Genomic DNA, 26671 nt, shown 5'->3' on the forward strand with positions numbered 1-26671 from the left:
TGTTCCATATTCTTATGGAACATATATCTGCACTAAATGTCTTTTTGGATTTTTTCTTGATTTTATTCGATGGATTTATTTGAAAGTGTTTATAGAGGCATCAGTTTGAAAATTTTCTGAACTTAGTATTTTTCTTGCTATATACAATGCATTTTATTAATAAATTACTTTTGGAAAGAAGCATGTCTGATAAGTTCGTGCAAATAATCTCTGATGTTAATTTTAATAGCGATTTTTTTCTTTATTTAATTTATTGCTATTAAAAAGTAAGAAGATTTCACTGTTTCGTGACAACTTAAATATTCAAAATAACTGCTCTATCCATTAGATGCAGTGGTTTTCTGCTTAACCTCAATGATACATTAAAGGGCTATTGATGGGTAAATCATCGAATAGAAGTACAGAGTACTTCTTTACTGGAAAATATTACGACGATAATGATGGTAATAGTATTACTGCTATTGGTATTGGTGGTGAAGTTTATGCTTATGGCGGAGATGATGATGTTACTGTTGGTTCATTAAAGGTCGATGTATACCATACAGATGGTGAACTTTCGGTAAAGGGAGCTTCAGGTTATACCGGTATTCGTAAAACGGGAAATGGCGGCTTGTCATTTACAGGCGCCTCCGGTGCGGCTTTTATTGATCACACCGGTGAAACGGGAAATTTATATTATTCGGGTGCTGCTGGTTATAATAAACTGACTCGTAAAGGTTTATCTGGTAATACCAGTTTTAAAGGGGCTGGCGGATATAACGAATTATGGCATGAAACTGATCAGGGAAATATCTATTTTGCCGGTGCAGGAGCTGCTAACGAAATTGATCGTACCTGGTTTAACGATTATCAAGGTACTCAGGGAGATGTGACATTTAATGGCGCAGGCGCTGCAAATAGTATCGATTCGCGGATAGAAAGCGGCGACATTACTTTGAATGGTATTGGCGCTGATAACCATATTGTGCGCAAAGGTAGAAAAGGCAACATTATCTTACGTGGAGCGGGGGCGGCAAATCGCATTGAACGTATACGCTATAGCGAAGATGGGTATAAACAGACTCATGGCAATATTATTCTTGAAGGTGCGGGTGGTTATAACAAACTCTATTCTGATGTTGCTCACGGTAATATTCATTTCACTGGCGCAGGGGCGTATAACGAAATTACCCGAACAGGTGCGAAAAATGAAATAGCATTTGCTCAGGCTAAAGATATTATTATGACATCAGCAATAATGGAGGGACGCTGGATTCAACAATCTCAGCAGGTTAAAGCAGTTAAATCCGTTGTAGAGCCTGATACTTATCTCTTTGCTGTTGCCAATGAGGTTAACACTAAAGTTGTTGCTGTGCGGCTGCAAAATAATCCTGATACCGGTAAGCTTCGTTATTATGCGACTTCTTGGTATAAGGAGGGGGATCATCTTAAGGATATTGCTAAGGAAAATATTAATGTAAATAATGGATTTGTCCCTGTTAAAGGAGAAGGTGCTATTACGCTTGCCGATATTAACTTTGTATATCGACAAGGAACCACGATACAGGGTGTTGAAGAGGCATTATTAACCGATAAATGGGTGAATTATGCTGATGGTAATAACATTAAAGCAGAAGATGTCACACTGGGCGGCGCAAAAATAGGAGGATATGCGATTTCTTCTGATGGACTGAAAATCGATGTCTCTCCGGTTAAATCCAATGAACAGCCGAATACTTATGTATATGCAATATTTCTGGACCCTTACACCAAAGTGGTTGAAGTTAAATTGGCGAATGATTATGAAACAGGAAAACTGAAATATATTGCAAAATCTTGGTATAAAAAAGGTGACCATACTAGCCGTATAGCGAACGAAAATTTTTCTTATCCTGGTGGTTATCGATCAATAGGGGCTGGTTATACGTTAAGTCAGCTTCATTATGATTTAAATATAGCGGATGATATTGCTGATTGTTTGACGGATCTTAAAAGTTATTCCGAGCAAGATCTTATCGAATCATCAAAGAGTGGTGGGGATAGCTCCGGTGATATTTATTTCAACGGCGCAGGTGGTGGAAACGTTATTAAATCCAATGTGACGCACGGTAATATTGATTTCACCGGAGCGGGAGCGGCTAACGTTATTCTGCACAGTTCAACATTCGGTAATACCTATTTTGACGGGGGCGGTGGGGCTAACGTCATTGTGAAAAACGGTGAAGAGGGCAATCTAACATTCCGTGGCGCGGGTTTCGCCAATGTCCTTGTTCATCAAAGCCAGCATGGAGAAATGGATATTTATGCTGGTGGCGCGGCAAATGTTCTTGTGCGGGTCGGGGATGGACGATATCTGGCTCATCTTCTGGCCTATGGCAATATCTCAATTCACAAAGGCAACGGTAACAGCCGGGTGCTGATGTTGGGCGGGTACAACACGCATACCCAAATAGGCGATGGCAACGCGAACTGGGTCGGCGCAGGCGGTTTTAATCTTATCACTCAGGCAGGAAAGGGGGACATCTCTTCAGTACTCTTGGGCGGTGCTAACGTGCTAACTAAACTTGGCGCCGGAGATCTGGTTTCAGGGATGTTCGGTGGCGCCAATATTACCAGCCATCTCAGTGATGAAACTGAAACCGCCAATACTATTGCCGTTGCGTTGGGCGGAGCCAATATTCTCACCAAAAAAGGGAAAGGCAATGCGCAGGCGGTAATGGGCGGCGGTGCAAACGTCCTCACGCATCTGGGGGACGGTAACACAATGGGCGTTATGCTGGGTGGCGCTAATGTGTTGACCAAAGTCGGAAAGGGTGACACGACCGGCATCATGTTTGGGATGGGTAACGTGTTGACCCATGTTGGCGACGGTTTGACATTGGGCGTGATGGCTGCGGTAGGGAATATCTTCACCAAAGTCGGGGATGGAACATCGATTGCGGTCATGATTGGCGCAGGCAACCTGTTTACCCATGTCGGCAAAGGAGACGCATGGGCGTTAATGGGCGGCGCAGTAAATGTCTTTACCAAAGTGGGTGACGGCAATGTACTGGCATTGATGGTAGCCGCAGGCAATGTGTTCACTCATATCGGAGATGGCGCAAGTGTTGCGCTGATGCTGGCAAAGGGCAATATCGCCACGAAAGTGGGTGATGGCATGACTCTGGCGGCGATGGTTGGCAAAGGTAATATCTTTACCCATGTGGGTAATGGAGAGACATTTGCCGCTATGATTGGCGGCGCCAATGTGTTGACCAAAGTCGGTAATGACCTGACCGCCGCCTTAATGCTAGGGAAAGCCAATATCTATTCGCATGTGGGTAAGGGGACCAGTATCGGTTTGTTTGCCGGTGAACTAAACGTGATGACCAAAGTCGGTCAGGGGACAACGCTGGCGGCCATGTTTGGTAAAGCCAATATCATGACCCATGTGGGGGATGGCTTAACGGGCGTGTTAGCACTGGGTGAGGCCAATATCGTTACCAAAGTGGGTAATGATTTTATGGGCGTTGTTGCAGCGGCGAAAGCGAACGTTATCACCCACGTAGGCAACTCAACGACGGCGGCTGTTTTGCTTGGCAAAGGCAATATTCTGACCAAAGTGGGAGAGGGGACGACAGTCGGTCTGCTGGTGTCTGATGTAGGCAACGTTATGACTCATGTCGGTGATGGTACGACGGTGGGTTTTGCCAAAGGTAAAGTCAATCTGATTACCAAGATTGGAAACGGCAATGGAGTGAATGCGGCTTGGGGGGAGGCGAATATCCTGACTCAAGTGGGAAATGGCGACCGTTACAACTTCGCGAAAGGTAAAGCGAACATTGTTACTAAAGTGGGGAATGGACAAGAAATCACGGTGGTTCAGGGAGATGCCAACATCATCACCCATGTGGGTAAGGGTGATGACTACACCGGAGTTTGGGGGCAAGCCAACGTTATCACTAAGGTAGGAGATGGACGCAATGTGGTGCTTGCCAAAGGTAAGGCTAACATTGTCACTCAGGTGGGTAAAGGAGACAGCTTTAACGCCTTATGGAGCGAAGGCAATGTTGTCACCAAAGTGGGTGACGGTATGCAGGTTACGGCGGCGAAAGGGAAAGCTAACGTAACGACGACGATAGGAAATGGTTTAAATGTAACCGCTGCGCATGGTGACGCTAATATCAACACCCATGTGGGTAATGGTGTTTCGGTTAACGTGGCGTGGGGAAAATATAACGTTAATACCAAAGTTGGCAATGGTCTCAATGTTGCGGTCATGAAAGGTCAGGGTAACGCCAATATTCAGGTTGGTGATGGTCTGGCTATCAACGCCTCTTATGCACGTAATAACGTGGTGGTTAAGATTGGTAATGGTGATTTCTACAGCTTCTCTGCGACAGAAAGCAGCAAACTTTCCTCCCTGTTTGAACAGATCAAACAGACAACATTGGGTGTGGGAGGCAGTCAGGCGATCAATTATCTGGTGCAGGGGGAGGAGGCCAACACGTCTGGCGCCCATAAAGGCCGAGGCGCGATTAATTTAGCGGAAGTTTCTGCTATTGATGGCTTTCAGATGGATGAGATTACTCCGATAGATTCAGATTTAAGTGATCATTTCAGTGGTTCTGTAACAGCCGTGGAGACGCCTGATATCAGTTCAATAGAAGGTGCTTTGAGTCGAAAAACGCGATCGATATCAGAGTCAGCTCAGAATGAAAATCTGATCGTCAATGGCGATTTTGAACAAGGTGAGTTGGGTTGGCAGTCAACCAATGATATAGAGGCATATAATTCGGCGAGTGATTATGGTCTTGATAATACCGGTTATGGTGAACGAGTCAGTGAATTTAATGTTGATAAAAACACCGTAATTTGGCAGGAATTACAAAATTTGTCTGAAGGAGAAGTGGTTTCACTGACTTTTGATTTTATGAGTCATTTAGAGATGGTGGGGAGTGAGTTGAATGACAATGGAATAGTCGTGTTATGGAATGGTAAGTCTGTATTCTCAGCTTCTGGGGAGCGAACGATGTGGCGCACCCAGAAACTCGATTTAATGGCGGAAGCGGGTACTAACCGGATTGAATTTAAAGGTACAGGCCAGAATGATGGATTAGTCTATATCTTAGACAAGATCGTTGTGAAATCTGAGACGTCACTGATTGTGAATAGTGACGAACAAGGTAAATTAGGTTGGCAGTTAACCAATAATATTGCGGTACATAGCCCAGTGAGTGCTGATGGGCCTGATCATCCGGGTTATGGCGAACGAGTCAGTGAACTTGATGTTGATAAAAACACCACCATTTACCAGGATTTGCAAAATCGTTCTGAGGGAGAGGTGATTTCTCTGAGTTTTGATTTTGCTAATCGTCCCGATGCTTATTCTGCCGACAATGGTATGGATGTTTTCTGGAACGGCAAACTTGTATTCTCGACTTTTGGCGACGCAGCGAAATGGCAAAATAAAACACTAGAACTGATAGCAAAAGCAGGTAGTAACCGAATTGAGTTTAAAGGAACCGGTTTGGATGATGGCGTAGGCTATATTCTGGATAACGTTATTGCAAAATCTGAGAACTCACGACAAGCCAATATTATTACCGAACATGTGAAACAGGGTAAAGCGGCGCAAAATGCATTAAGCGATAAAGAAAAAGCAGAAAAAGATCGCCAACTGTTGGAACAGGAAAAAGAGAAACAACTGGCAGAAATTGCGAAATCGCAATCCCAATTGGAATTAACGGATCAGGAAGCAGTTAGCCGAAATGGGCTGACACAGCGTAATACGATAGCAGAGGAAGCGCAGGCAGAAACTGACAAACTGGTTTCTATGACGCAAGGCTTGGATCTGCTTGATGACTATGCTAATTACAGCGGCAAATCAGGTGACCAGTGGCGCGATCAATTTGCGGGTAAATTCTTGGACCGTATTCAGGATGAGTTGAATTACACCAAATTTATTACTCAGAAAAGATTAGCTAATGCTCAACATACTATTACGGATAACCAACAACGAGTAAAAGAAGCGGTTGCGAAATCCGAGGCTGGCGTAGCACAAAGCGAGCAGCATCATGCCAGTGTAAAACAAGATATTGCAGAGGCTCAGGAAAAAGCGGCGTTAAGAAAAGAAGAGGCATTATTGCAGCAACAGCGGGCCGAAAAAGCGGGAAATGACGCGAATATCGCCTGTCAGGAGGCGGAAAATCGGGGTAAACGTGATACTGCGATGGCTGAAAGTAAAATTGCCCAAGTACAAACAGATGCCAAAAGAGCAAAACAGAGTGATGCCAGACCTGATCGTATCGGCGCCAGTGGTAGCGGTTTATCTGGCGAAGCCTACGAATCGATAGATGCAGGGGAAACTGGTAGCCATATTGATCCCGAATTCATGCTGGAAGTTGAAAACAGATTCTACAAAGGGTTAACCGAAGAAGAGCTACAGGGATTGTTTAGTGCTAAACAAGTAGTTGATCGTCTACAGATAAATACGAGTATTCGTGCAGAAAATACTGGTGTCTTAACGACCCCCAAATTTACCCAAGTACCGCCTGACGACCTGCTCATTCCCACGTCGAACAGTTCGGGGGAGCTTAGCAGAAAAGTGCCGCGGATTTCAGGCATTAATCTGGAATCGTTGGGAAATGATGTCAAGGTGGAGCAGAAAAATTCCGCTATATTTGAAAATGTAAAATTTAATTTATTGAAAGAGGGAAATAAGCTATTTATCAATCCCAATGTAAGAACATTGGGGCGGAAAAGGCAGCTTAGTAAAGCGCTGGTTGTTGTGCGTGATACTTTCTATAAAACGATGAGTCATTTCGATGAAGAGCATGTATTGCTGTTTGAACAGGCGATAACTGATTGGCAACAGCGTAGCCCAAAGGAATTTGCGCTACGCGCCAGTCAGGTGAACTTAGTACGTTTTAAAATAGGCCGCATGATTGAACACTTGCAAGCCCAGAGAGCCGAATCCGCAGGCGTGCTTGGAATTGCCGTGCCGCCTCAACGCGCTGAACAACTGAATCAATGGGTAATATTTGATGGAACCGGACGTGTTGTCGGTTTAAAAGGCGGTATAACACAAAACGAAATTAATCATCTTATTGAGTGGCAGATGACCCCGTTGACCCGCACGAATTCAACCGCTGAACGGGAAGCGCCGAAAACCGAAAACGAAAGTCTGATTGCTTTTATGAGTCGATTGGAGACTGCTAATATCCCGGAAGCGCTGCCTTTGATTGGACGGGCGAGAAAACTCTGGCTCACTGGACAAGTCACATCGCAGGAAACTATCAAATTATTTGATGATGCTGCCGGCCAGTTACAGGCATACCCTGAGTTACATGCTTTGGTATTGTCATTACAGACTGATGCTCACAGAAAAAAGTCAACTACCCAATATATTGACAACTTATTTGGTCGTCGTTTTGATTCCGAATTGGCCCATACTCTGGTGAAAACGGCATCACCGGATGCGATAGCGGCCTCCAGACAGATAGGACAATTCCTGGTGCAGGAGTTTGAGTCGTATATGCAAAGTACTACTGGCTCCACTGTACGTGACGGGCAGATTGCTATCAGGATGCAAGCTTTTGCCGAAAGAATTAAAAAGGATATTCGCCCTTGGTTCAGTCGGGTGCCAGAACTGACTACATTCCTGCAAAAACCGACCTTTGATAACTTTAAGATCATGATGACTAAGGTGGATAACGGTTTTGAAATGATCAAAATTCCGTTTCTGGCAGTAAAAATGTCGAACATTGATGGAATGGGATTACATTCATCTCAATGGAAGGCGGAAGCGGACATGTTCTATCGGGAGGAGATCTATAAGGCGCGTTCCACCAGTAGTAAGTTAACTAATATGGCGGATGTTACCTATAAAGTGAAGTTAACTGAACAGCAAACCAATGATTATGGCATTGCACTGCCTTACCAGCCATCCGGTGATCAATATGAGGATTTCCTGTATGGCAGAAAGGTGGCGGCGGGCAGAGTGCTGACGCCTGGGCAGGAAACAACACTTGAGCGTAACGCCTTGGCGCAAGGGCATTCCGTGGTGACGGGGGCATCTGGATCGACCAATATCATGGTTCATCTCAATGACTATATTGCTAGTCAAGATCCCTCTTTCTCGCAGGAGCAGGCATATCTTAATACTTTGGTGTTCCTGGTCTTTGATGGCGGTCATTCGGTTAATGAAAGTTTGGTGGTTTACAAAGCGTTGCAGGAGACCGGTGATGAGCGCAGGCAGGTACTGCAAAACTACACCGCCAGTTATACGGATCTGATGGATATTGCCGGAGATAAAGGAGAACGATGGATAAATCAGGCATTAAATAGTGCATTTGAGAAAACTCAACACCTTTATCGAGAAAATACCCCTGAGAGAGAACAGAATGACTCTCCGGTGGAAGCATTGCAGGCGTTATCGGGCAAGCATGGAGCGTCAGAGTCGGTATTAATTGAGGATGATGGCGCTTCGCCACAGGATAAAGCCTCTTTAAACCCATTGACCCGATTCTTTAACAACGAACTGTATGGTTTTAAAGAAGAGCGTCGCTATATCAGTGATGAGACGCAAACCATTCTTGATGATGCTGTTGCTAATGGCACATCAAGCAAAATCACCCTAAAAGGCGAAGGGGGACGTTTAACCGGATATTATCATCAGGGTGACATAAAACCAGATGAGATCTCGACGGCAGCAGAGAAAAAAGTTGTGCTTTTCCTTCATGGCTCGGGTTTATCTGCGGAAGAGCAAGCTCATGATATCCAAAGCCACTATCAAAATCAGGGCATTGATATACTTGCTGTCAACATGCGGGGCTATGGTGGTAGTGATGGTAACCCCGGTGAACAAGGGTTTTATCAGGATGCCCGGACGATGTTTCGCTATTTGGCGCAAGATCGCGGTATTAAGCCGGGTAATATTATCATTCATGGTTATTCCGTCGGTGGACCGGTGGCGGCTGATCTTGCCCGATATGCGGCGCAAAATAATCAAGCGGTGTCAGGTTTGTTACTCGACAGGCCAATATCGAGTATGACCAAAACCATCACTGCGCATGACGTACCAAACCCTGGCGGCGTGATTGGGGCATTGGCAAAAGCGATGAATGGACAATTTTCAGTAGAAAAAAACCTCAAAGGCTTGCCGGTCAATACGCCGATCATGTTGTTAACTGACAATCAAGGTCTAGGGCATGAGGGGGAAAAGCTGCGAGCAAGATTGACCGCTGCGGGTTATCGCGTATCGGGTGAACAAACCTTTTATGGTCATGTCGAGAGTGGTGCTTTAATGAGCCAATATGCTGATAGGATTGTCTCGACGCTGTCCGGTTCTCAGAGTAAAAATCGGGATATGGTGAAGAACTCGCTGCAAAAGAGTGACAATCGAGGGACACGCTTTGGCAGTCAGATCATTATTCAGATGGAGAATGACCCGATTGTAGCGAAAGCGGCGATCAATCTGGCGAGTAAACACCCGGATTCCAGTGTGGTGGTTAAACTTGATGCCGATGGCAAATATCATGTTATTTATGGTGATCCGACCAGATTATCAGGCAAATTACGTTGGCAGGTTGTTGGTCATGGACGTGAAGAATCGGCACAAAATAACACTCGCTTGAGTGGCTACAGTGCCGATGAGTTGGCAATAAAACTGAAACAGTTCAGCCGGAACTTTAACCAAGCGGGTAAACCTGATCGCATCAGCATCGTGGGTTGTTCGCTGATTAGTGATGATAAGCGGAATGGTTTTGCCTATCGCTTTATTACCGCCTTAGATAAACAAGGCATCCGTAGTGATGTTTCAGCGCGTCGTAGTGAAGTGGCTGTTGATGCGACAGGTCGTAAATTTACCCGCGATAAAAATAACCAGTGGGTTAACAAATTGAACGATAACAAACTGGTGTTGCGCTGGAATGAACAGGGTGAACTAACGACCACGACAGAAAGGTTGCGACGTGGTGTGGCTGAGAGTGATATAAACCTTGCTAAGGTGGGGTACACAGAAGCTGATTCAATAACCAAAGGGGCAATTGCGAATAACCATGATGTTTTCACTGCGCCAGGGAAGCGCAAAAACAGGATAGAGCTTGGTTCAAATCCTCAATTGGATAAGTCGCTGAGTTATACCGGCAATATACAGGTGAATGTAGGCGACGGTGAATTTACCGCGATCAACTGGGGAACATCGAACGTAGGCGTCAAAGTGGGTACGGGTGGTTTTAAGTCACTGGCCTTTGGCGACAACAATGTGATGGTTCACATCGGGGATGGCGACAGTAAGCACAGCGTTAATCTGGGGGGGTATCAAGCACTTGAAGGGGCGCAGATGTTTATTGGCAACCGTAACGTCAGCTTCAACCACGGTCGCAGTAATGACCTGATTGTCATGATGGATAAATCCATCCCTACGCCACCGTTGGTTAATCCATTTGATGGTGCTGCCCGTATTACCGGCGTACTGAAATCTATTGCTCATTCCGGCGAAGAGTGGAACTGGTTGGCGGCGCAAAATCGGCAGTGGACGTTATCTGGAGCGAAAAAATTTGTGCGGGACATGTCTGGTTTAGACCAAACCAGCAGCGTTGACTATAAGACGCTAGCTGATTTGGATTCTCAACATGAGCGTAGTAGTCGCGGTTTGAAAAGTGATGCAGAATCAGCATTGAACAAAAAATACCACCAATGGTTAAGTGGACACGGCAACAATATTGATACCGGCAAAATGAGCCGTGCGGATAAATTCCGTCAAGCTAATGAGGAACTGGCTTTCAATTTTGCGGTAGGTGGTCAAGGGGCGGATATTCAGGTCACAACCGGTAGCTGGAACTTTATGTTCGGTGACCATATTCAATCGATTCTGGATACCAACCTGGGTTCTCTATTTGGTTTGATGACGCAGCAATATTCAACGACAGGCATAGCGAAGACAACATTTACTTACAATCTACAAGACTTACCGCGTCAACTTAAAAACAAACTGCTTGGTCGGTTAGCCAGTGTAAATGCAGATACCACTTTAGCGGATATTTTTGGTGTGGATTACACCCAGGAGGGACAGATTGTTGCCCGTACCGGAGAACCTGTTGATGGTAAAGCTATTTTGCAAGAGATGCTGGAAGTGATTAAGCAGTTTGGTGGTGATCAACTACGTGCCTTCACTGATCCGGATAAATTGATTGATGGTTTGAAACAGAACGCCAATATGAATGCAGAGAGTATTGACTCATTTTTTGTCAGTCATGGGCTGAAAGAGAAAGCGCCTGACGACAAGCGGGAAAAAAGTGTGCCGGGCGCCGCCAACAGTGGGAATATTCAGACTAATAACAAACCAGAGCGTGCATTGGGCTTTAATTCGCTGAATTTGCCTAACCTATTTGCGACGATATTCAGCAAAGATAAACAAGAAGAGATGAAATCGTTAGTGAGCAATCTGAAAGAGAATCTAACCGCAGATTTGCTCAATATGGAGCAGAAAACCTTTGATTTCTTGCGTAATAGCGGTCATTTGCAAGGGGATAGCGATATCCATGTCTCGTTGGGGAACTACAACTTCAACTGGGGCGGCGACGGTAAAGATCTCGGTGCTTATCTGGGCGATAACAACAACTTCTGGGGTGGACGTGGTGATGATGTTTATTACTCAATCGGCACCTCCAACATCTTTACCGGTGGTGAAGGTGATGACCTCGGCGTTCTGATGGGACGTGAAAACTGGATGTTTGGCGGTAGCGGCGATGATACCGCAGTGGTAGCTGGACGCATTAACCAAGTCTTTATGGGAGAAGGTAATGATCAATCCTTTGTTTTTGGCGAAGGTGGCTTTATTGATGCCGGTAACGGGCAGGACTACGTTGTCACCTCTGGCAACTACAACCGGGTAGATACTGGGGAAGGCCAGGATTATGCTGTGACTATCGGTAATAACAACCGGGTTGAGCTAGGTGAAGGCAATGATTTTGGCCGGGTGTTTGGTAATGACAACCGAATTGATGGCAACGCGGGTGACGATGTCATTAAGCTGATGGGCTATCATGCGGTGATTAACGGTGGAGAAGGTGATGACCACCTGATAGCGGCCACTATTTCGAAGTTCAGCCAGTTTGACGGCGGTGATGGTCAAGATCTACTGGTTTTGGGGGGATATCAAAACCACTTCCAGGGTGGCGCAGGGGTAGACAGTTTTGTGGTCAGTAATAAGGTGATTGACTGTCAGGTTAATGATATCAATGCGGAAGATATGATTGCCTTTAATGGTATTGACTGGCAAGACTTGTGGTTCCAGCGCAGTGGATACGATTTAGTGCTATCAGTGAACCGCCGTACTCAGGATAAAACCGCTCAGGGTGTATTTGAATCGGTGGGGTCAGTCACCTTTGATAATTACTTTAATGGTAACCGTGCCAAATTAGTGACTCAAATGGAACGCAAGGATGCATCAGGAGAGCGTGGATTTACGGCGCTTTCTGACAATGCAGTTGACACCTTGATTCAGGCAATGAGCAACTTTGCCCCAACAGCCGGTGATAACGGTTTTATCGAAGGGCTGGATAGCAAGGAGAAAATGGCTATTACGACAGCTTGGGCAGATACCACAATTGGCAAGGGTAAATTTGCCTGATTAATTTTCTACAACACTAAGTAATAACAGTAAAAATGGCTCACTGGATAAGTGGGCCATCTTAATCTCGCCAGGGTATTATCGTTCTTGGGTAAATTGTTTAATGATTAATAAGAATGGATCATGAATAATAACTTATTATCAATTGAATTGAGCGCGGCCAAACTCTTATTTGATGATGAGAATAGATTTACCTTTATTCATAACATTGACAGCTTACAATATTTCTTAATTTATATGGTGGACATTTCCAATTGTACAAGCATTGGAGCAACCTCTTATCTTTTTCTCACAAACGTTTAAACGGGCGAAAGTTTATATTTGTATTTATGTGGCTGAAAGCCGCATAAACTCTGAGTTTGTAGCGATGTAGATCGCCGCCGGATTAATATTATCTGAACCCCTGTTTTGTTTTGTGATGATTATCACGGATAAATCGTCTTTATATGTTAATTTATGATTAACTAAAAATTGGTATTTTGCATAAGTTTAACTGTTATTTTTTCATTTACTGCATAAGCCTTCAGGACGGGAACATGGGCACCTAAATTTCATTTAGATAGAGCTATAGTCAAGCAGTGTTGGCAATAATACTCGTTGAACTATTTGAAATAGCGTCTTGATCTGATTGGTTTTTAAACTGGGGTTGTTTTATGTTGAAGAAATTACTCAAAGAGAAGAAATCGCTTACTTTTATTGAAGCACATAATCCGCTTTCAGCACTCATTATCAAAAATACAAATTATACAGATGATAATGGCTGTACCCATAAATTTGATGGTATCTGGTCAAGTTCTTTAACTGACTCAGCTGTTAAAGGTATTCCTGATAATGAAACATTGGATATTAATAGTCGTTTACAAAATATTCATGAAATAAAATTACTCACTAAAATGCCGGTTATTATGGATGCCGACACAGGCGGACGGGTTGAGCATTTTGTCCATTATGTCAGAAAAATGGAGCAGGTAGGTATTGATGCAGTCATTATTGAAGATAAAACGGGCAATAAAAGAAATTCTTTGTTTGGCGCCAGCGTTAAACAGGAATTGGCTGATATTAAAGAATTCAGTAACAAAATAGCCAAAGGTAAAGCTGCACAACAAAAGAGCCGATTAATGATTTTTGCACGACTGGAAAGTTTAATTGCTGGTTACGGAATGGAAGATGCATTGGAGAGAGCCAATGCCTATGTTAAAGCAGGTGCTAATGGCATTATGATCCATAGTTGCCAGAATACGTCTGATGAAGTTATTGGTTTTAGCCAGTCATTCAGGAGGAAATATCCAAGATTACCACTGATATGTGTACCAACGACTTATTCAGCAACTTATCATAATGATCTGAGCGAAGCAGGTTTTAATATTATTATTTATGCCAACCATATGCTCAGAGCGGCTTATAAAGCAATGGAGCATGTATCTCACGAAATATTAAAGTATGGGCGTTCCGCAGAAGTAGAGAAAGATTGCATAAGTATAAAAGAAGTCATCAATCTTATTCCTTATGCTTCTTGATGCCTGAGTTTTAATATTTTTCTATCAAAAAATATATTCTCACATATATAACTTCTGGATTTCGAGTTGCATCGTGGTGGCAAAAGAGCGAATTCCCGAGAGCATAGATGACCGTATGTTTATAAAAACGGTGATTGCTGCAAGAAAAGAGGAAATTTGAAAGACGATAGGTATTATAAAAGGAAAATATGATGGAAAGTAACCAGAAACAACTCGTGCTTGGTGCTTATCTTACTTATGGCACTGGGCATCACCCGGCTGCATGGCGTCACCCTGATGTTAATCCACAAGCTGCACAAGATATCGGGCATTATCTGAATATGGCTCGTATAGCGGAAAAAGGTTTACTCGATTTAATTTTTCTTTCTGATACACCTTCGGTTTTTCAGGATGATCAGCGGGGTTATGGCAGCCGGGTAGTTGTATTCGAACCCATGACTCTCTTATCAGCATTGGCAATAGTGACTGAACATATCGGTTTGGTTGCTACCGCATCCACCACCTATAAACATCCATTTAATATTGCTCGTGAATTTGCTTCGTTGGATCATATTAGCCGTGGGCGCGCTGGCTGGAATCTGGTGACCTCGTCTAAATCTCATGCAGCGAAAAACTTCGGTTTTGCTCAACATCCTGAGCATGATGAACGATACCATCAGGCGGCTGAATCTTGGGACATTGTGACTGGATTGTGGGATAGCTGGGATGATGATGCTCTGCCACGTGATAAGCAGAGTGGTATTTTTTATGATCCATCAAAATGTCATGAATTAAATTTTCAGGGGCAATATTTCTCCGTAAAAGGGCCATTGAATATTTCTCATCCCCCTCAGGGGCACCCCATTATTGTACAGGCTGGTTCTTCAGAACCGGGAAAAGAACTGGCAGCCAGAACGGCTGAATTAGTTTTCACTGCACAGCCTGATATGAATTTAGCAAAAGCATTTTATAGCGATTTAAAATCCCGGCTCAGTCAATATGAAAGGCACTATAACAATATTTTAATTATGCCGGGGCTATGTTTTTTTATTGGCGCTGATGAAGAGAGCGCCAAAAAGAAATTTAACGATTTGCAGGCACTTATTCACCCAGAATTTGGTCTCAGCATGTTATCTGATTTGCTCGGTGATATTGATTTATCAGGCTACGATATTAATCAAGCTCTACCAGATCTTCCTGTTTCTAATGGAAATCAAAGTCGTCGGGCGATTATTGAAAAGATGGCTAGATCAGAGTCTTTAACGATTAAACAGTTATACGAAAAAATCATTATTGCCAGAGGCCATTTAATTTTTATTGGTTCTTACCAACAAGTTGCTGCGCAAATGGTGCAGTGGCTACAGGAAAAAGCTTGTGACGGATTTAATCTTATGCCTCCTTATATGCCCGGATGTCTGGAGGAATTTGTGACTCATGTTGTACCTGAATTACAAAAACTGGGCGTGTTCAAAACGGATTATAAATCAGGGACATTAAGGGAAAAGCTGAATATTCCCAAACCACCCAGCAAATTTCACGTTTAAATAATACTCATTAATAAAAAATAAGGTTATGACGCTATGACTATTCAACAGAATATTATTCTGGAAGACACAACGCTACGCGATGGTGAGCAGGCTCCTGGTGTTGCATTTTCAAAAGAAACAAAAGTGAGTATTTTTAATTTGTTGGTAGACTCCGGTGTTAAGTGGATAGAAGCTGGGATCCCAGCCATGAAAGGGGATGAAGTTCTGGCATTAGAAGAGATGCTGGAACGCAAGGATGAAGTGAATATTATCGGCTGGAATCGGGGGGTACTGGAGGATATTAAATATACTTTCTCTCTGGGATTTAAGGCGATACATATTGGCCTTCCGACTTCCAATATTCATCTTAAACACAGTGTGAGCAAAGACAGATATTGGTTGTTAACGACTGCTAGCGATATGATCAAATTCGCTAAAGATAAAGATGCTTTTGTCTCAATCAGTGCCGAAGATGTCGGCCGGACAGAAATCAGTTTTTTGCAAGAATATGCGGCTACCGTCGAGCGGGCTGGTGCCGATCGTTTACGTCTTTCAGACACTATAGGCATTCTGAATAGCCAGCAATATGCACAGCGGGTTTCTGCTGTTCGTCAGGCATCTGCCATTGATTTGCAGTGTCACTGCCATAATGACTTCGGGCTGGCTGTAGCCAATACGCTGGCGGGTCTTGAAGCGGGGGCTCGTTATTTCCATGTCTGTGTTAATGCGATGGGGGAACGAGCCGGAATGCCGGATTTAGCCCAGATGGTAATGGCTCTGCAACATTTCTATCAGATAGATACCGGTGTTGATACCCGACAACTTACCCGCCTCTCTCAGAAAGTCGCTCAGGCCAGTAAACATACAATTTCTCCCTGGCAACCTATTGTTGGTGATAATGTTTTCGCCCATGAGTCCGGTATTCATGTCAATGGGATGCTGAAAGATAGCAAAACATTTGAACCTTTTGAGCCTGAGCAGGTTGGCGGTCAGCGTCGTCTGGTTGTCGGCAAGCATTCCGGTCGGGCTATCCTACAAAATATGTTAGAAGAAGATAGCATAAAGACAGATCCACAGGCGCTGGAATATTGCCTGGCGCTGGTACGAAAGGTTGCCGGAGAATATCCCGGCGGGATCCCAATACATGTATTGCATGAACTCTATCAGCAGGCAGAAGGAACATCAGCATGATGATTCATGAACAACCTATCGTTAATCAGATTATTGCTGAACACAGCCGGAAACCTAGGGTTGTGGCTAAGGAGCTGATCACTGTTGATGTCGATAGAATTTATGTTCAGGATGGGAATTCACCGACTATCGCTAAACTCTTTCGCCAGCATAATTTGAAACGGGTTCTGCACCCGGAAAAAATTGGGTTTTTCTTCGACCATTCAGTGATTGTGCCCGATAAGTTAATGGCTGAACGTGTTAATGAAGCAATGGAATTTGCCAAATCGATTGGTGTCAATATTTTCACCAGAGGTGAAGGTATCAGCCATTTAATTGCCTTGGAAGAGCAGTGGTTTCAACCCGGCAACATTGTGATTGGAGCTGATTCTCATACTTGTACAGGGGGGGCCGTACAGTCACTGGCCTTAGGCATGGGAGCTTCAGATGTATTGGCAGCAATGCTGACTGGGCAGACTTGGCTGAAAGTGCCGGAAACAGTCAGTTTGAGTATTTCCGGTCAACCCCATCCGGCTACGCGGACTAAAGATGTGATGCTCGCTTTACTGCGACATTTCGGGCAATCCCCCTTTTTATACCGTTCAGTAGAGCTATGTGGGGAATGGAGCCAGACACTTTCCTTAGATTCTGCTGCCAGTTTCGCCAGTATGGGTGTTGAACTTGGCGCCAAATGTGTTTTTATGCCGGATGGGCCAGGCAGGCCAGCCAATATGCGGCCTATCAATCCAGAGGTTGTTGATCATCATCTGACATTTTCGCTGTCAGAACTGACGCCGCATATCTCTCTGCCACATTCCCCTGCTCAGGCGGTACCGCTGGAAACGCTGTCAGGGCAGAAGATAGATTATGTCTTTATCGGTAGTTGTACCAACAGCCGATTAGAAGATATTGCGGAAGTAGCGGCAATCCTTGATAAGCACTGCGTACATCAGGATGTTCATTGTATTGTTACGCTTGGTTCAAAACGTGTATATCTGGAAGCTATGCGACGTGGCTATATTGAAAAAATTGTTTCTGCGGGTGCTCTGGTGACTCCTCCCGGGTGTGGGGCTTGTGTTGGCACACAAGGTACCATTCCCGCCAAAGGGGAAAGGGTTCTTTCAACGATGAACCGGAATTTTCAAGGGCGTATGGGCAATTCTGAAGCGGAAATTTATCTTTCATCGCCTTTGGTTGCAGCAAATGTGGCATTACATGGCAGAGTGCCGCTGATTACGGAGCTTGAATGGCATGATTGATCAAAAAAACGATTTTGCAAAAAGGGATCTTAGCAAAAATCAACGTGTCAGGATGATTACGGGAGATATTTCTACCGACGATATTATTCCTGCGCGTTATAAACATATGTACACCGAGCCAGCTCAACTGGCTCCTCATCTATTTGAAAACCGGTTTCCTGAGTTTGTCTCTACACTTCAACCCGGAGATATCATTGTCTGTAATGGTATTTTTGGTATTGGCAGTTCAAGGGAACAGGCGGTGAGCACTTTATTAGCAGTAGGTATACCTATGGTTGTTGCTCCCGCTTTCGGGAGGATTTTTTTCCGCAACGCATGGAATCTTGGCTTGTTAGCGATTGAAGCCGACATTGAAGGTTTTCGTGAAGGATTAGTTGTTGAATGCTTAATTAACGAAGGCCGTTTTATCGCTGAAACGTCATTAGCGGATTTTTATCCACCATCTGAACAAATGTTGGCTGTTGTCCGCTCAGGTGGACGACTCAATTACATTTTTAGTCAATTACCTGAAGACCCATCACCCAAAGAGAAGTAGCAGAGGATAATATGACACAGCATAAAGAAAAATTTGATGGTTTGGCTAAAAGTTATGATCGCTATCGCCCTCGTTACCCGCAGGCATTTTTCCGTGAAATTTGCCACTGGCTGCCTAAAGATAGGACACTGTCTGTTGTCGATATTGGTGCTGGAACCGGCATTGCTCTCGAAGGGCTGGCAAATCTGCTTGGTCAGCAACACCACTACACTGCCATTGATATTTCGCAGGATATGATCGACACCGGTAAACAGAAACTGCCGTGGGTCAGTTGGTTACATAGCAGTGCTGAACAGCATTTAGCCAATGTGGGTAATCCTGACCTGATCATGGCAGCCCAATCTTTTCAATGGATGGATCGGGCAACGGTATTAAATCTGGTTAGAAACAGTCTGGCAGATAACGGAATCATAGCGATTCTGCAAAATAACCGAGATTACCGGCATAGTGAATTTCTGAATGAGTATGAAAATCTGCTGGAAGAATTAAGCCCTAACTATAGCCGTCACTATCGGGATTTTGATTATGCGCAGGAATTGAATTCTGCATTCCTGCATGAAAATGCCCTCCATATTACACTCAATACCCGCTGGAGTATGCCTATTCTCGGAGAAGCATTTATCGGGATGAGTCGTTCATCGACTCAAGTGCAACGTGCTTTAGCTGCCCACGGTGAATTATTTATCGGAAGATTAAAAATGCTGGTGGATAAATATCAATTTGAGGGGAAATTGGCAATTTTATATGAAAGCCAACTGTTTATGGTTGTTAAGCAGGTTAATTATGGAAATGAATAATGTCAGAAATAGCGATCAGTTTCTCTATACCAACTGAGAAAGATATCAAGGGAATATTAGCACTCTTGCAAGACGTTTATCTGCCGTTTGTAGCTGATTTTATGCCGACAGCACTGAATGAAACGCCCGTCAGTATTATGGAGAAGTTAATTTATTGGAGAGTTGCTAAATATGATAATCAGGTTGTTGCGGCTGTATTAATTGAGCAAGAAGACGATAATTTAACGTTCAGTTATTTATCTGTATTACCGGCATTCAGGTGCCGAGGTATTGCCAGCAAATTACTCAATATCATTTGCCAAGAGGCAGTCCAGCAGGCGCAATTACCTATTATTATTGCATTACGTCGTTCACTGGAGATGAATATTCATTTCTTTACTCGACGAGGATTTGAATATTTAGGCCATTTTAATACCAACGAACACGATCTCTATATCTGGCGATCAGGAGAAAATAAATGAATAATACGGTTATTGTATTAGGATATCGTGAAGGTATTGCGACAGCTTTAACCCGTCAGGGATATCAGATTATTCATATAGTGGAAAGAGTTAAACCTGCCCTTAATGACACGAAATACTATATGGTTAAAAATCTGGAGGATGCACAAGAAGTTCTGCGGTGTGTATTAAACTTTTCCTTACATACAGTTATAGGTATTGTTACAGGCAACGAAGACGGTGTATTCACGGCGGCAATATTACGAGATATGTTGCAATTACCTGGCCCTAAAGATTATCGTAATACTTTATATTTTCGGGATAAATATTTACAGAAACAGAAGCTGGCATACCTTGTCCCTCATGCTTATTGCCGGTATGTAACCCGTGATGACGATTATTCACAATTGGTTGTTGAGTTGGGTACCCCTTTCATTATAAAACCAGCTAATGGCATGGGTTCTTTTGCTACTATTGCTATTAATTCAAGATCAGAGTATGAAACTTATTTCCAACAGTATGAGAAAAATCTAAGTAATGTGGCCTACGTTGCGGAAAATAAGATCACTGCTGCTGAATTTTGTGTTGATGGGATTTGGTCTGAAGGTAAATTACATTGGTTTTCTATTAGTCAATATGCTACCCCTGTGATGCAATGTAATGAAGGAAAAACACTGGCTTTACAAATACTGTCACGTCAAGATTTTCCAGATATTTACCAACAAATTGATCAGTTTTGTCCACGTATTTTGGAACATTTAAATGCCGCTAACGGGGTATTCCATCTTGAATTTTTTAAAAATGAGGAAGGGGTATTTTTTAGTGAATGTGCTTTAAGACCTGCTGGTGCCCGGCTACCTGAAATAATAAAACTGAGCTACAGTGTCGATCTATATAGTGCTCATGCCACACTTTCTTTGGGGCTACCTTATGAACACCACCTGCCTGAATATCCTTCTCAGCTTTTTGCTGTTGTGCTATTACGTGCTTTTGACGGTGTTTCACTGACAAAACAGGACTTTTACCAGAATTTTGATTTGGTTGAACTGGATTGGACAGAAGATACACAGATGCAATCTCAAGGCATTTATGGTCGTGCTGGCTACGCGATTATCACGCATAAGGATCACCACATACTAGTAGAAAATGTCAACAAACTTATTGCATTTACGGGAGCACGATAATGTTTGAACGAGCCCTTATTCTGGATACTCACAAAACAATGTTAGAACAATCGATTAATCAACATCAGGATATTGATTATATTCGTGTTTCTGAACCGCAGGTGTACTTTGCTCCACAGGAGGAAACGCTGGCAAAAATAGATAACATAATGAATCAGACACCTTTTCATTATGTGGTTGCAAGTTCAGAAAGTAACATGGCATTTGCCGGATTTCTCCGTAGTCGCTATGGATTGCCAGGCTTAAATTATGAACAGGCGTTATGTGTAACCAATAAATGGCGTATGCGTAAATGTCTTGAAGATGAATTACCTGCCCCAAGGTGTTGGCTTTCAGGTCATTTCTACAACAATTTTGCACAATGCACTCAAGGAGCAGCCACCCATTTTATTATTAAGCCGCTGTCTAGTTCTTCATGCCAGAATGTTGAACGTCTAACCGTCGATCAGCTGTATCAAAAACTTACTTATCTAGATACATTAATGTTGATTGAGGAAGAGATAGATATAGAAGAAGAATTCCATCTTGACGGTATCGTCAATTTGTCTGAGATCTCTGTAGCCTGCCTTTCTTGTTACAGCCTTCCTATCCTCAGTGCCAGAGGTCAAACAAGGGCAAGTATTCACTTACCTTCATCCCACTCAATGTTTTCAATAGCCTATTCTATGGCTCAACGAGCCATTGCCAAGTTAGCGCTAAAACAAGGCGTTTTTCATATGGAAGTTTACAGACGGGGTGAACGATTAATTTTTGGTGAAATTGGCCTACGGCCACCGGGAGTTGGCGTTGCTGAATCACTATTGCGTTTTACTGGAGTAGATTTATGGCAGGCTTTTGTTAACAGCCAGTTACTGCGTCCAATTAATAATATACCATCACAGGATTATCATGGTTATTCTGGGGTTATTGGTGTTTATCCAGAGGGACACAGCGCATCAGATTTATTATGTTTACCAAATGTTGTTGCTGTATCGGAATTAGAAAAAACACGCCATAAAATGACACGTACTGGTGCTCATGATTTTCACTATTTGGCATTCGCCTCATGTCAAAGTCTGGCTGAATTTCATAATTTGATTAATCAATTGTCAGAATCTTCCCCATCAACGCATGTTAAGAGAGAAGTACAATGAAGAATCAACAGTTATTGCGGAAAAAATTTATAGGGTTTCAAACCTATACGGCTTTTTCTGCCTTAGCTGAGGGGATGCAAAGTGTGATTATTCTCTGGTTGGTTTTCCAAATCACACACAGTCCGTTAGCTGTCAGTCTCACGATAATAGCAGGGTATCTTCCGTCCGCAATTATGGGTTTTTTTCTTCTTTCATTTGCTGATACTAAAAACCCTACCCGGCAACTCACTGTCAGTAATGGCATCCTCACTCTGTCAGCACTCTGCCTGCCGCTGTTTTTTTTATTTTCAGCAACACAATCTACACTACTTATGCTGGCAGTTGTAACTGTACAAAGTATTTTATCTCTAGTGAAGATGTTCAATAAAACGTCGGTTAACCGTATTGTCCGGGATAATTTTACGCCGGAGGATGGCAGTAAAATGTTGCAAATTTCGGCATCAAATATTCAGATTTCACAAACATTGGGTGCTGCATTGGGAGGGGTATTTCTCACATTGGATGCTGGTAATACAGGCTTATTTATTGCTGGTTTTTTTTATGCCGCCAGTACAATAGCGACCGGCTTTTTTACTTCTTTTACTTTATCAGTGATACCAACAACAGTTCATGCCGATAAAAAACAGAAAAAACTACTGGATAAAGCGTATCTCGTTCATGTATTTAGCCGACAGGAATTAAGAAAAATATTATTATTTTCCATTCCTTCCAGTGGTACATTTCAATTTATTAATACCTCTTTACCACCACTAGCTGATACTCTTACTGAATCGGGAGCGAATTTTTATGCGTCACTCAATATTAGCTGTATGATAGCGGGGTTTATCTCTGGGTTACTTCTGTCGCGAAAAATAGTCGGAGAAAAATTTATTCTTAATCATGCGCTGTTAATCAGTGCAATCATAATTGTATTAATGGCTGGAACAGAGAATAAATATCTTGTAGCGGCTTTGTTATTTTGTACAACACTGTTTATCACCTGTCATATTATATGTATTCAAGTGAAATGTAATCAGGTACCTGAAAAACAGGATGTCGGCAAATTTATTATGCTAAGAACATCCATTGCATCATTGTCTAAGATAACGTTTTCATTAAGTGCTGGGGCATTATTATCACTCTTTTCTCTGAGAACCACTTATTACCTGATGGTTGGTATCTTATTATTATTTTCTTTGCAATGGTATTTATCTCAGAGAGATTTACTTGATAAAGGAATAAAAAAACATGAATAATATAACTTATCGTCGGTTAGTTATTTCACAAATAAATAATAAAAAGTCTCTGCTTTTTCCAACCCTTCCGGATACATTATCACATAAAATATGGTCTTTATTAGGTTGGAATGAGATAACATTGAAACGTTTTCTCCGTGCGGAAAAAATATTTGTCACTTTACCTCATGCCAGTCCTAATATCTTTTTTCCACGCGCTGGTGTCAGCAAATTCGTTACCGACAAACAAAAGGAAGATCATGAAGTTTTTCATCTCCGGGTTGTGTTGACTCACACAAATTTTAGTGATCTTGGCTGGCGCCCTTATTCTTGGTGGTATCTCAATGAGGAAGGAGTATTAATAAAACAATCTATATTCAGTCGTAATAAAAAGAAAAAGCATTATATTATTGCCAGCCAACCTCCTTTATTGTCAGATAAACAGTATTATCCCCCTGTTTTTTGGCAGGGAATACAATTAGCGCAATATGCCGATAATCTGGCTCTCTCATATATTATTTTGCAGGCTTTTCAGGAACAGTTATCGGGATTTTCTCTTGCCGGCAGAACCCTTTATCTCCCATTGGATATATTGATCTTATTGATGCAGACACTTGCCAGACAGCAACCTAGTATACACCCTTGGTTATTGAATTTATTAACTCATGCACAAAGCCGAAAACTTAATGAATATCAGCTTGAAGATACACATCAGTGGGAAAATGCATATGTTTATGATAATTATACAAATATATCACTATTATTTCCGTTAGCTCCGACTGCAATCGTCGGGGGAATAAAGATGCAGAGGTATTGGCCGGATATTATTGATAGTGTCATCATAATTAATGAAAAAACCACAATGCCTTGCCCGATACCACAATATCTTACTTTTCCACAGTGTCAGGAATATCTGTTACCTTATCGGCCTAAACAGAAAACATTACGCCAAATTCAGATGGCAGATATTGAATACAGTCTTGCAATGGCAATAACCGAACATCAGCTTTATGTAACTTCATAGATCTGTTACTACATACTTAGGCGGGTAGTAAGAACGGGAAATATCTCTCCACGCTGATTGTGGGACTGGATGCCGGTGTGGAGAAGCTCGCCATACTGTCTGATGGTATAGTTTTCGAGCCGATAAACAGTTTTAAATCTTGTCAGAAGAAACTGACGACACTTTAGCGCCGGTTAAGCCTAAAGTAAAATTTAGCCGCAACTGGCAAAAGCAGAAACGTAAAGTCCAGAGCATACACGCCTGTATCGCCAATATCCGCAAAGACTACTTTCATAAAGTCACCACGAATATTAACAAAAACTATGCCGTAATCGTCATTGAGGGCTTAAAGGTCAAAAATTTGTTAAAGTCAGCGGCGGGGATGGTTGAACAACTCGGGAGCCACGTCAGGGCAAAATCTGAATTAAATCGCGCGATATTGGATCAGGGTTGGTATGAAATGCGCCGTCAGCTTGAATACAAACAACGCTGGCGGAGTGGTCAGGTCCTTACCGTCCCTCCGCCTGAGTTACGAAATGCGAGGATGGGAGAGGATGTCAATGGAGGGATTAATTTTGCTGCTAAATTTATATAGTCGAATATAGAGAATGCTTAATATTTACTGTGTTAATTTATTGAGTTAAATTTATTTACAAGGTAGGGATAAATGTTTATATAAATTATTTTAAAATATATTAATTCTATTTTTACATAAAAATAATATATTTTTGTTATCGTATTAATAAAGGTGTTAATAATGGTTGGATATAAATAGGTAGGTTATGTTTATAACGATATATGATGTTTCTATAATTATTGATTATTCTATTTAAATATTTTTTATGTAATGTGAAGTCAAATTATATCTGATAAATATATTATATTTTTATCTTATGATATAGATAAAATGAGAGTGGTCATGTAAGTCAATTACTGGCTTGATAGTGATATTTTAAATTAAGCATTGTCAACTGAATTAGGTATTAGTATAGTAAATCTAATTAAATTGTCTGAATAACCTATCGTTGAATTTTATTTTTTAATAATATATTTTTCTTGGCTTTAAAAATATGTTGTACAGTAAGGGATAATATTTTCATGTTAATATTGCAAGACAATAAATATGATAGAGAGATAATCATTTTATGTTGAAAAATTAACGGTTATCAGAGGGGCGGTAATTTGTGATCTACTTATAAAAATGTGACGATATAATGGCTTTTCATTATTTTATTGATGTATGTCAATGCTATTGTTACCCGTATCGTTTAATAGAAGTATTACGTCAACAAAACTAATGGATATGCCATGTCATTAAAAATAACTGTACTCCTGGAAAATAAAACATCTGATTCATATTTGATAGCCAAGCCTGGTTTGAGTCTTTTACTTGAGGATGGTGAAGAGAAGATAATTTTTGATACCGGTCCAGATGGTAGCTATATCGAGAATGCGAATAGGATGGGAATATCGATTGATGATATATCCAAAATTGTTATCTCTCATGGGCATTCTGACCATATAGGCGGTGTTAACTATTTTCCGCATAATGCTAAATTAATATGTCATCCTGATGCATTAAGTGAGAAATATTATGGTGTTATGTTCAATAAAAAGAGTGTGTTAAAGTTCAAGAAAATATCGGGTAAAATTAATAAAAGAGTTAAGAAGCGAGTTTTTTTTCGCTTAACGAAATCGCATATGAAAATAAGCGATCGATTTATTTTCTCAGGCGAAATAGCAAACAATCATCGAAAGTCCTATGGGTTAATTAGAAAAAGCTCTTGGGCTAATGACTATATACTTGATGATAGTGCATTAATTTGGAAGAGCGATAATGGACTGGTGATTATCATTGGTTGTGGTCATTCTGGTATTTGTGAAATTATTAACCACGCTAAAATGATTACTGGTGTAGACAAAGTATATGCGGTAATAGGCGGATTGCATTTAAGGAGAGCGTTACCGACAGAGTTATTGAAGATTAGAGAATTTTTCATAAAAGAAGATATAAAACAAGTTTATGGATGTCATTGTACTGGTAGCTGGGGAAGACTTTGGTTACCGAATGTCAAACAACTGAAAACAGGGCAAGTATTGTTAGTTGAATAACATAATGAAAGTTATTAAGAAAATGGATGTTCATCGAGTTATTGCCCCATTTGCGATAGCGTTGGGGTTAGTGCTTTTTTCTGTTTTAAATAATTGGGATTATAATAACGATAGGTTAATATTTTTATTGCTAAATTTATTCACGCTTTTTATTGCATTTTTTCATCATAGAGGATTTTATTCATATTTTATAGAAAGAAATTTGTA

At 42.0% G+C, this 26671-nt stretch carries 13 protein-coding genes and 1 pseudogene; all 14 read left to right on the forward strand.

The features are described 5' to 3' along the window. The first annotated feature begins 376 nt into the window (after positions 1–376). A complete protein-coding gene (gene rtxA / locus V2H77_RS23240) occupies positions 377–12595 on the forward strand; it encodes an MARTX multifunctional-autoprocessing repeats-in-toxin holotoxin RtxA (RefSeq protein ID WP_341500657.1) in 12219 nt (4072 codons plus the stop codon). A gap of 653 nt (positions 12596–13248) precedes the next feature. Continuing rightward, positions 13249–14112, forward strand: a complete 864-nt coding sequence (gene aepX, locus V2H77_RS23245) for a phosphoenolpyruvate mutase (protein WP_265378386.1) — start codon at positions 13249–13251, stop codon at positions 14110–14112. Between the two features lie 188 nt (positions 14113–14300). Beyond that, positions 14301–15635, forward strand: a complete 1335-nt coding sequence (locus tag V2H77_RS23250; protein ID WP_265378385.1) for an LLM class flavin-dependent oxidoreductase — start codon at positions 14301–14303, stop codon at positions 15633–15635. Between the two features lie 36 nt (positions 15636–15671). Continuing rightward, positions 15672–16808, forward strand: a complete 1137-nt coding sequence (locus tag V2H77_RS23255) for a homocitrate synthase/isopropylmalate synthase family protein (protein WP_265378384.1) — start codon at positions 15672–15674, stop codon at positions 16806–16808. Further along, positions 16805–18046 (forward strand): 3-isopropylmalate dehydratase large subunit, encoded by a 1242-nt coding sequence (locus V2H77_RS23260; protein ID WP_341500658.1) that lies wholly within the window; start codon positions 16805–16807, stop codon positions 18044–18046. Before V2H77_RS23255 ends, V2H77_RS23260 begins: the two co-directional genes overlap by 4 nt. Beyond that, the gene (locus tag V2H77_RS23265) at positions 18039–18581 is read left to right on the forward strand and encodes a LeuD/DmdB family oxidoreductase small subunit (RefSeq protein WP_341500659.1); all 543 of its coding nucleotides are present in this window, start codon (positions 18039–18041) and stop codon (positions 18579–18581) included. The genes V2H77_RS23260 and V2H77_RS23265 overlap by 8 nt, the downstream gene beginning before the upstream one ends. A gap of 11 nt (positions 18582–18592) precedes the next feature. Then, positions 18593–19378 (forward strand): class I SAM-dependent methyltransferase, encoded by a 786-nt coding sequence (locus tag V2H77_RS23270; protein WP_265378381.1) that lies wholly within the window; start codon positions 18593–18595, stop codon positions 19376–19378. After that, positions 19378–19839 carry a GNAT family N-acetyltransferase gene (locus V2H77_RS23275; protein WP_265378380.1) on the forward strand — a complete coding sequence of 154 codons (462 nt, stop codon included), beginning with the start codon at positions 19378–19380 and terminating at the stop codon, positions 19837–19839. The genes V2H77_RS23270 and V2H77_RS23275 overlap by 1 nt, the downstream gene beginning before the upstream one ends. Next, a complete protein-coding gene (locus tag V2H77_RS23280; RefSeq protein WP_265378379.1) occupies positions 19836–21002 on the forward strand; it encodes an ATP-grasp domain-containing protein in 1167 nt (388 codons plus the stop codon). Before V2H77_RS23275 ends, V2H77_RS23280 begins: the two co-directional genes overlap by 4 nt. After that, positions 21002–22135, forward strand: coding sequence for a hypothetical protein (locus tag V2H77_RS23285; RefSeq protein ID WP_341500660.1), 1134 nt, complete (start codon positions 21002–21004; stop codon positions 22133–22135). The genes V2H77_RS23280 and V2H77_RS23285 overlap by 1 nt, the downstream gene beginning before the upstream one ends. Continuing rightward, the gene (locus V2H77_RS23290; RefSeq protein ID WP_341500661.1) at positions 22132–23370 is read left to right on the forward strand and encodes an MFS transporter; all 1239 of its coding nucleotides are present in this window, start codon (positions 22132–22134) and stop codon (positions 23368–23370) included. The genes V2H77_RS23285 and V2H77_RS23290 overlap by 4 nt, the downstream gene beginning before the upstream one ends. Then, positions 23363–24373 carry a hypothetical protein gene (locus tag V2H77_RS23295; protein ID WP_265378376.1) on the forward strand — a complete coding sequence of 337 codons (1011 nt, stop codon included), beginning with the start codon at positions 23363–23365 and terminating at the stop codon, positions 24371–24373. Before V2H77_RS23290 ends, V2H77_RS23295 begins: the two co-directional genes overlap by 8 nt. 47 nt (positions 24374–24420) lie before the next feature. After that, a pseudogene (locus V2H77_RS23300) lies at positions 24421–24875 on the forward strand (RNA-guided endonuclease InsQ/TnpB family protein); the annotation flags it as partial. 785 nt (positions 24876–25660) lie between these two features. Next, positions 25661–26464: an MBL fold metallo-hydrolase gene (locus V2H77_RS23305; protein WP_341500662.1), complete on the forward strand. Its 804-nt coding sequence runs from the start codon at positions 25661–25663 to the stop codon at positions 26462–26464. Positions 26465–26671 lie beyond the last annotated feature (207 nt).

It is taken from the genome of Photorhabdus sp. P32, from assembly GCF_038085095.1.
Classification (GTDB): Bacteria; Pseudomonadota; Gammaproteobacteria; order Enterobacterales; family Enterobacteriaceae; genus Photorhabdus; species Photorhabdus luminescens.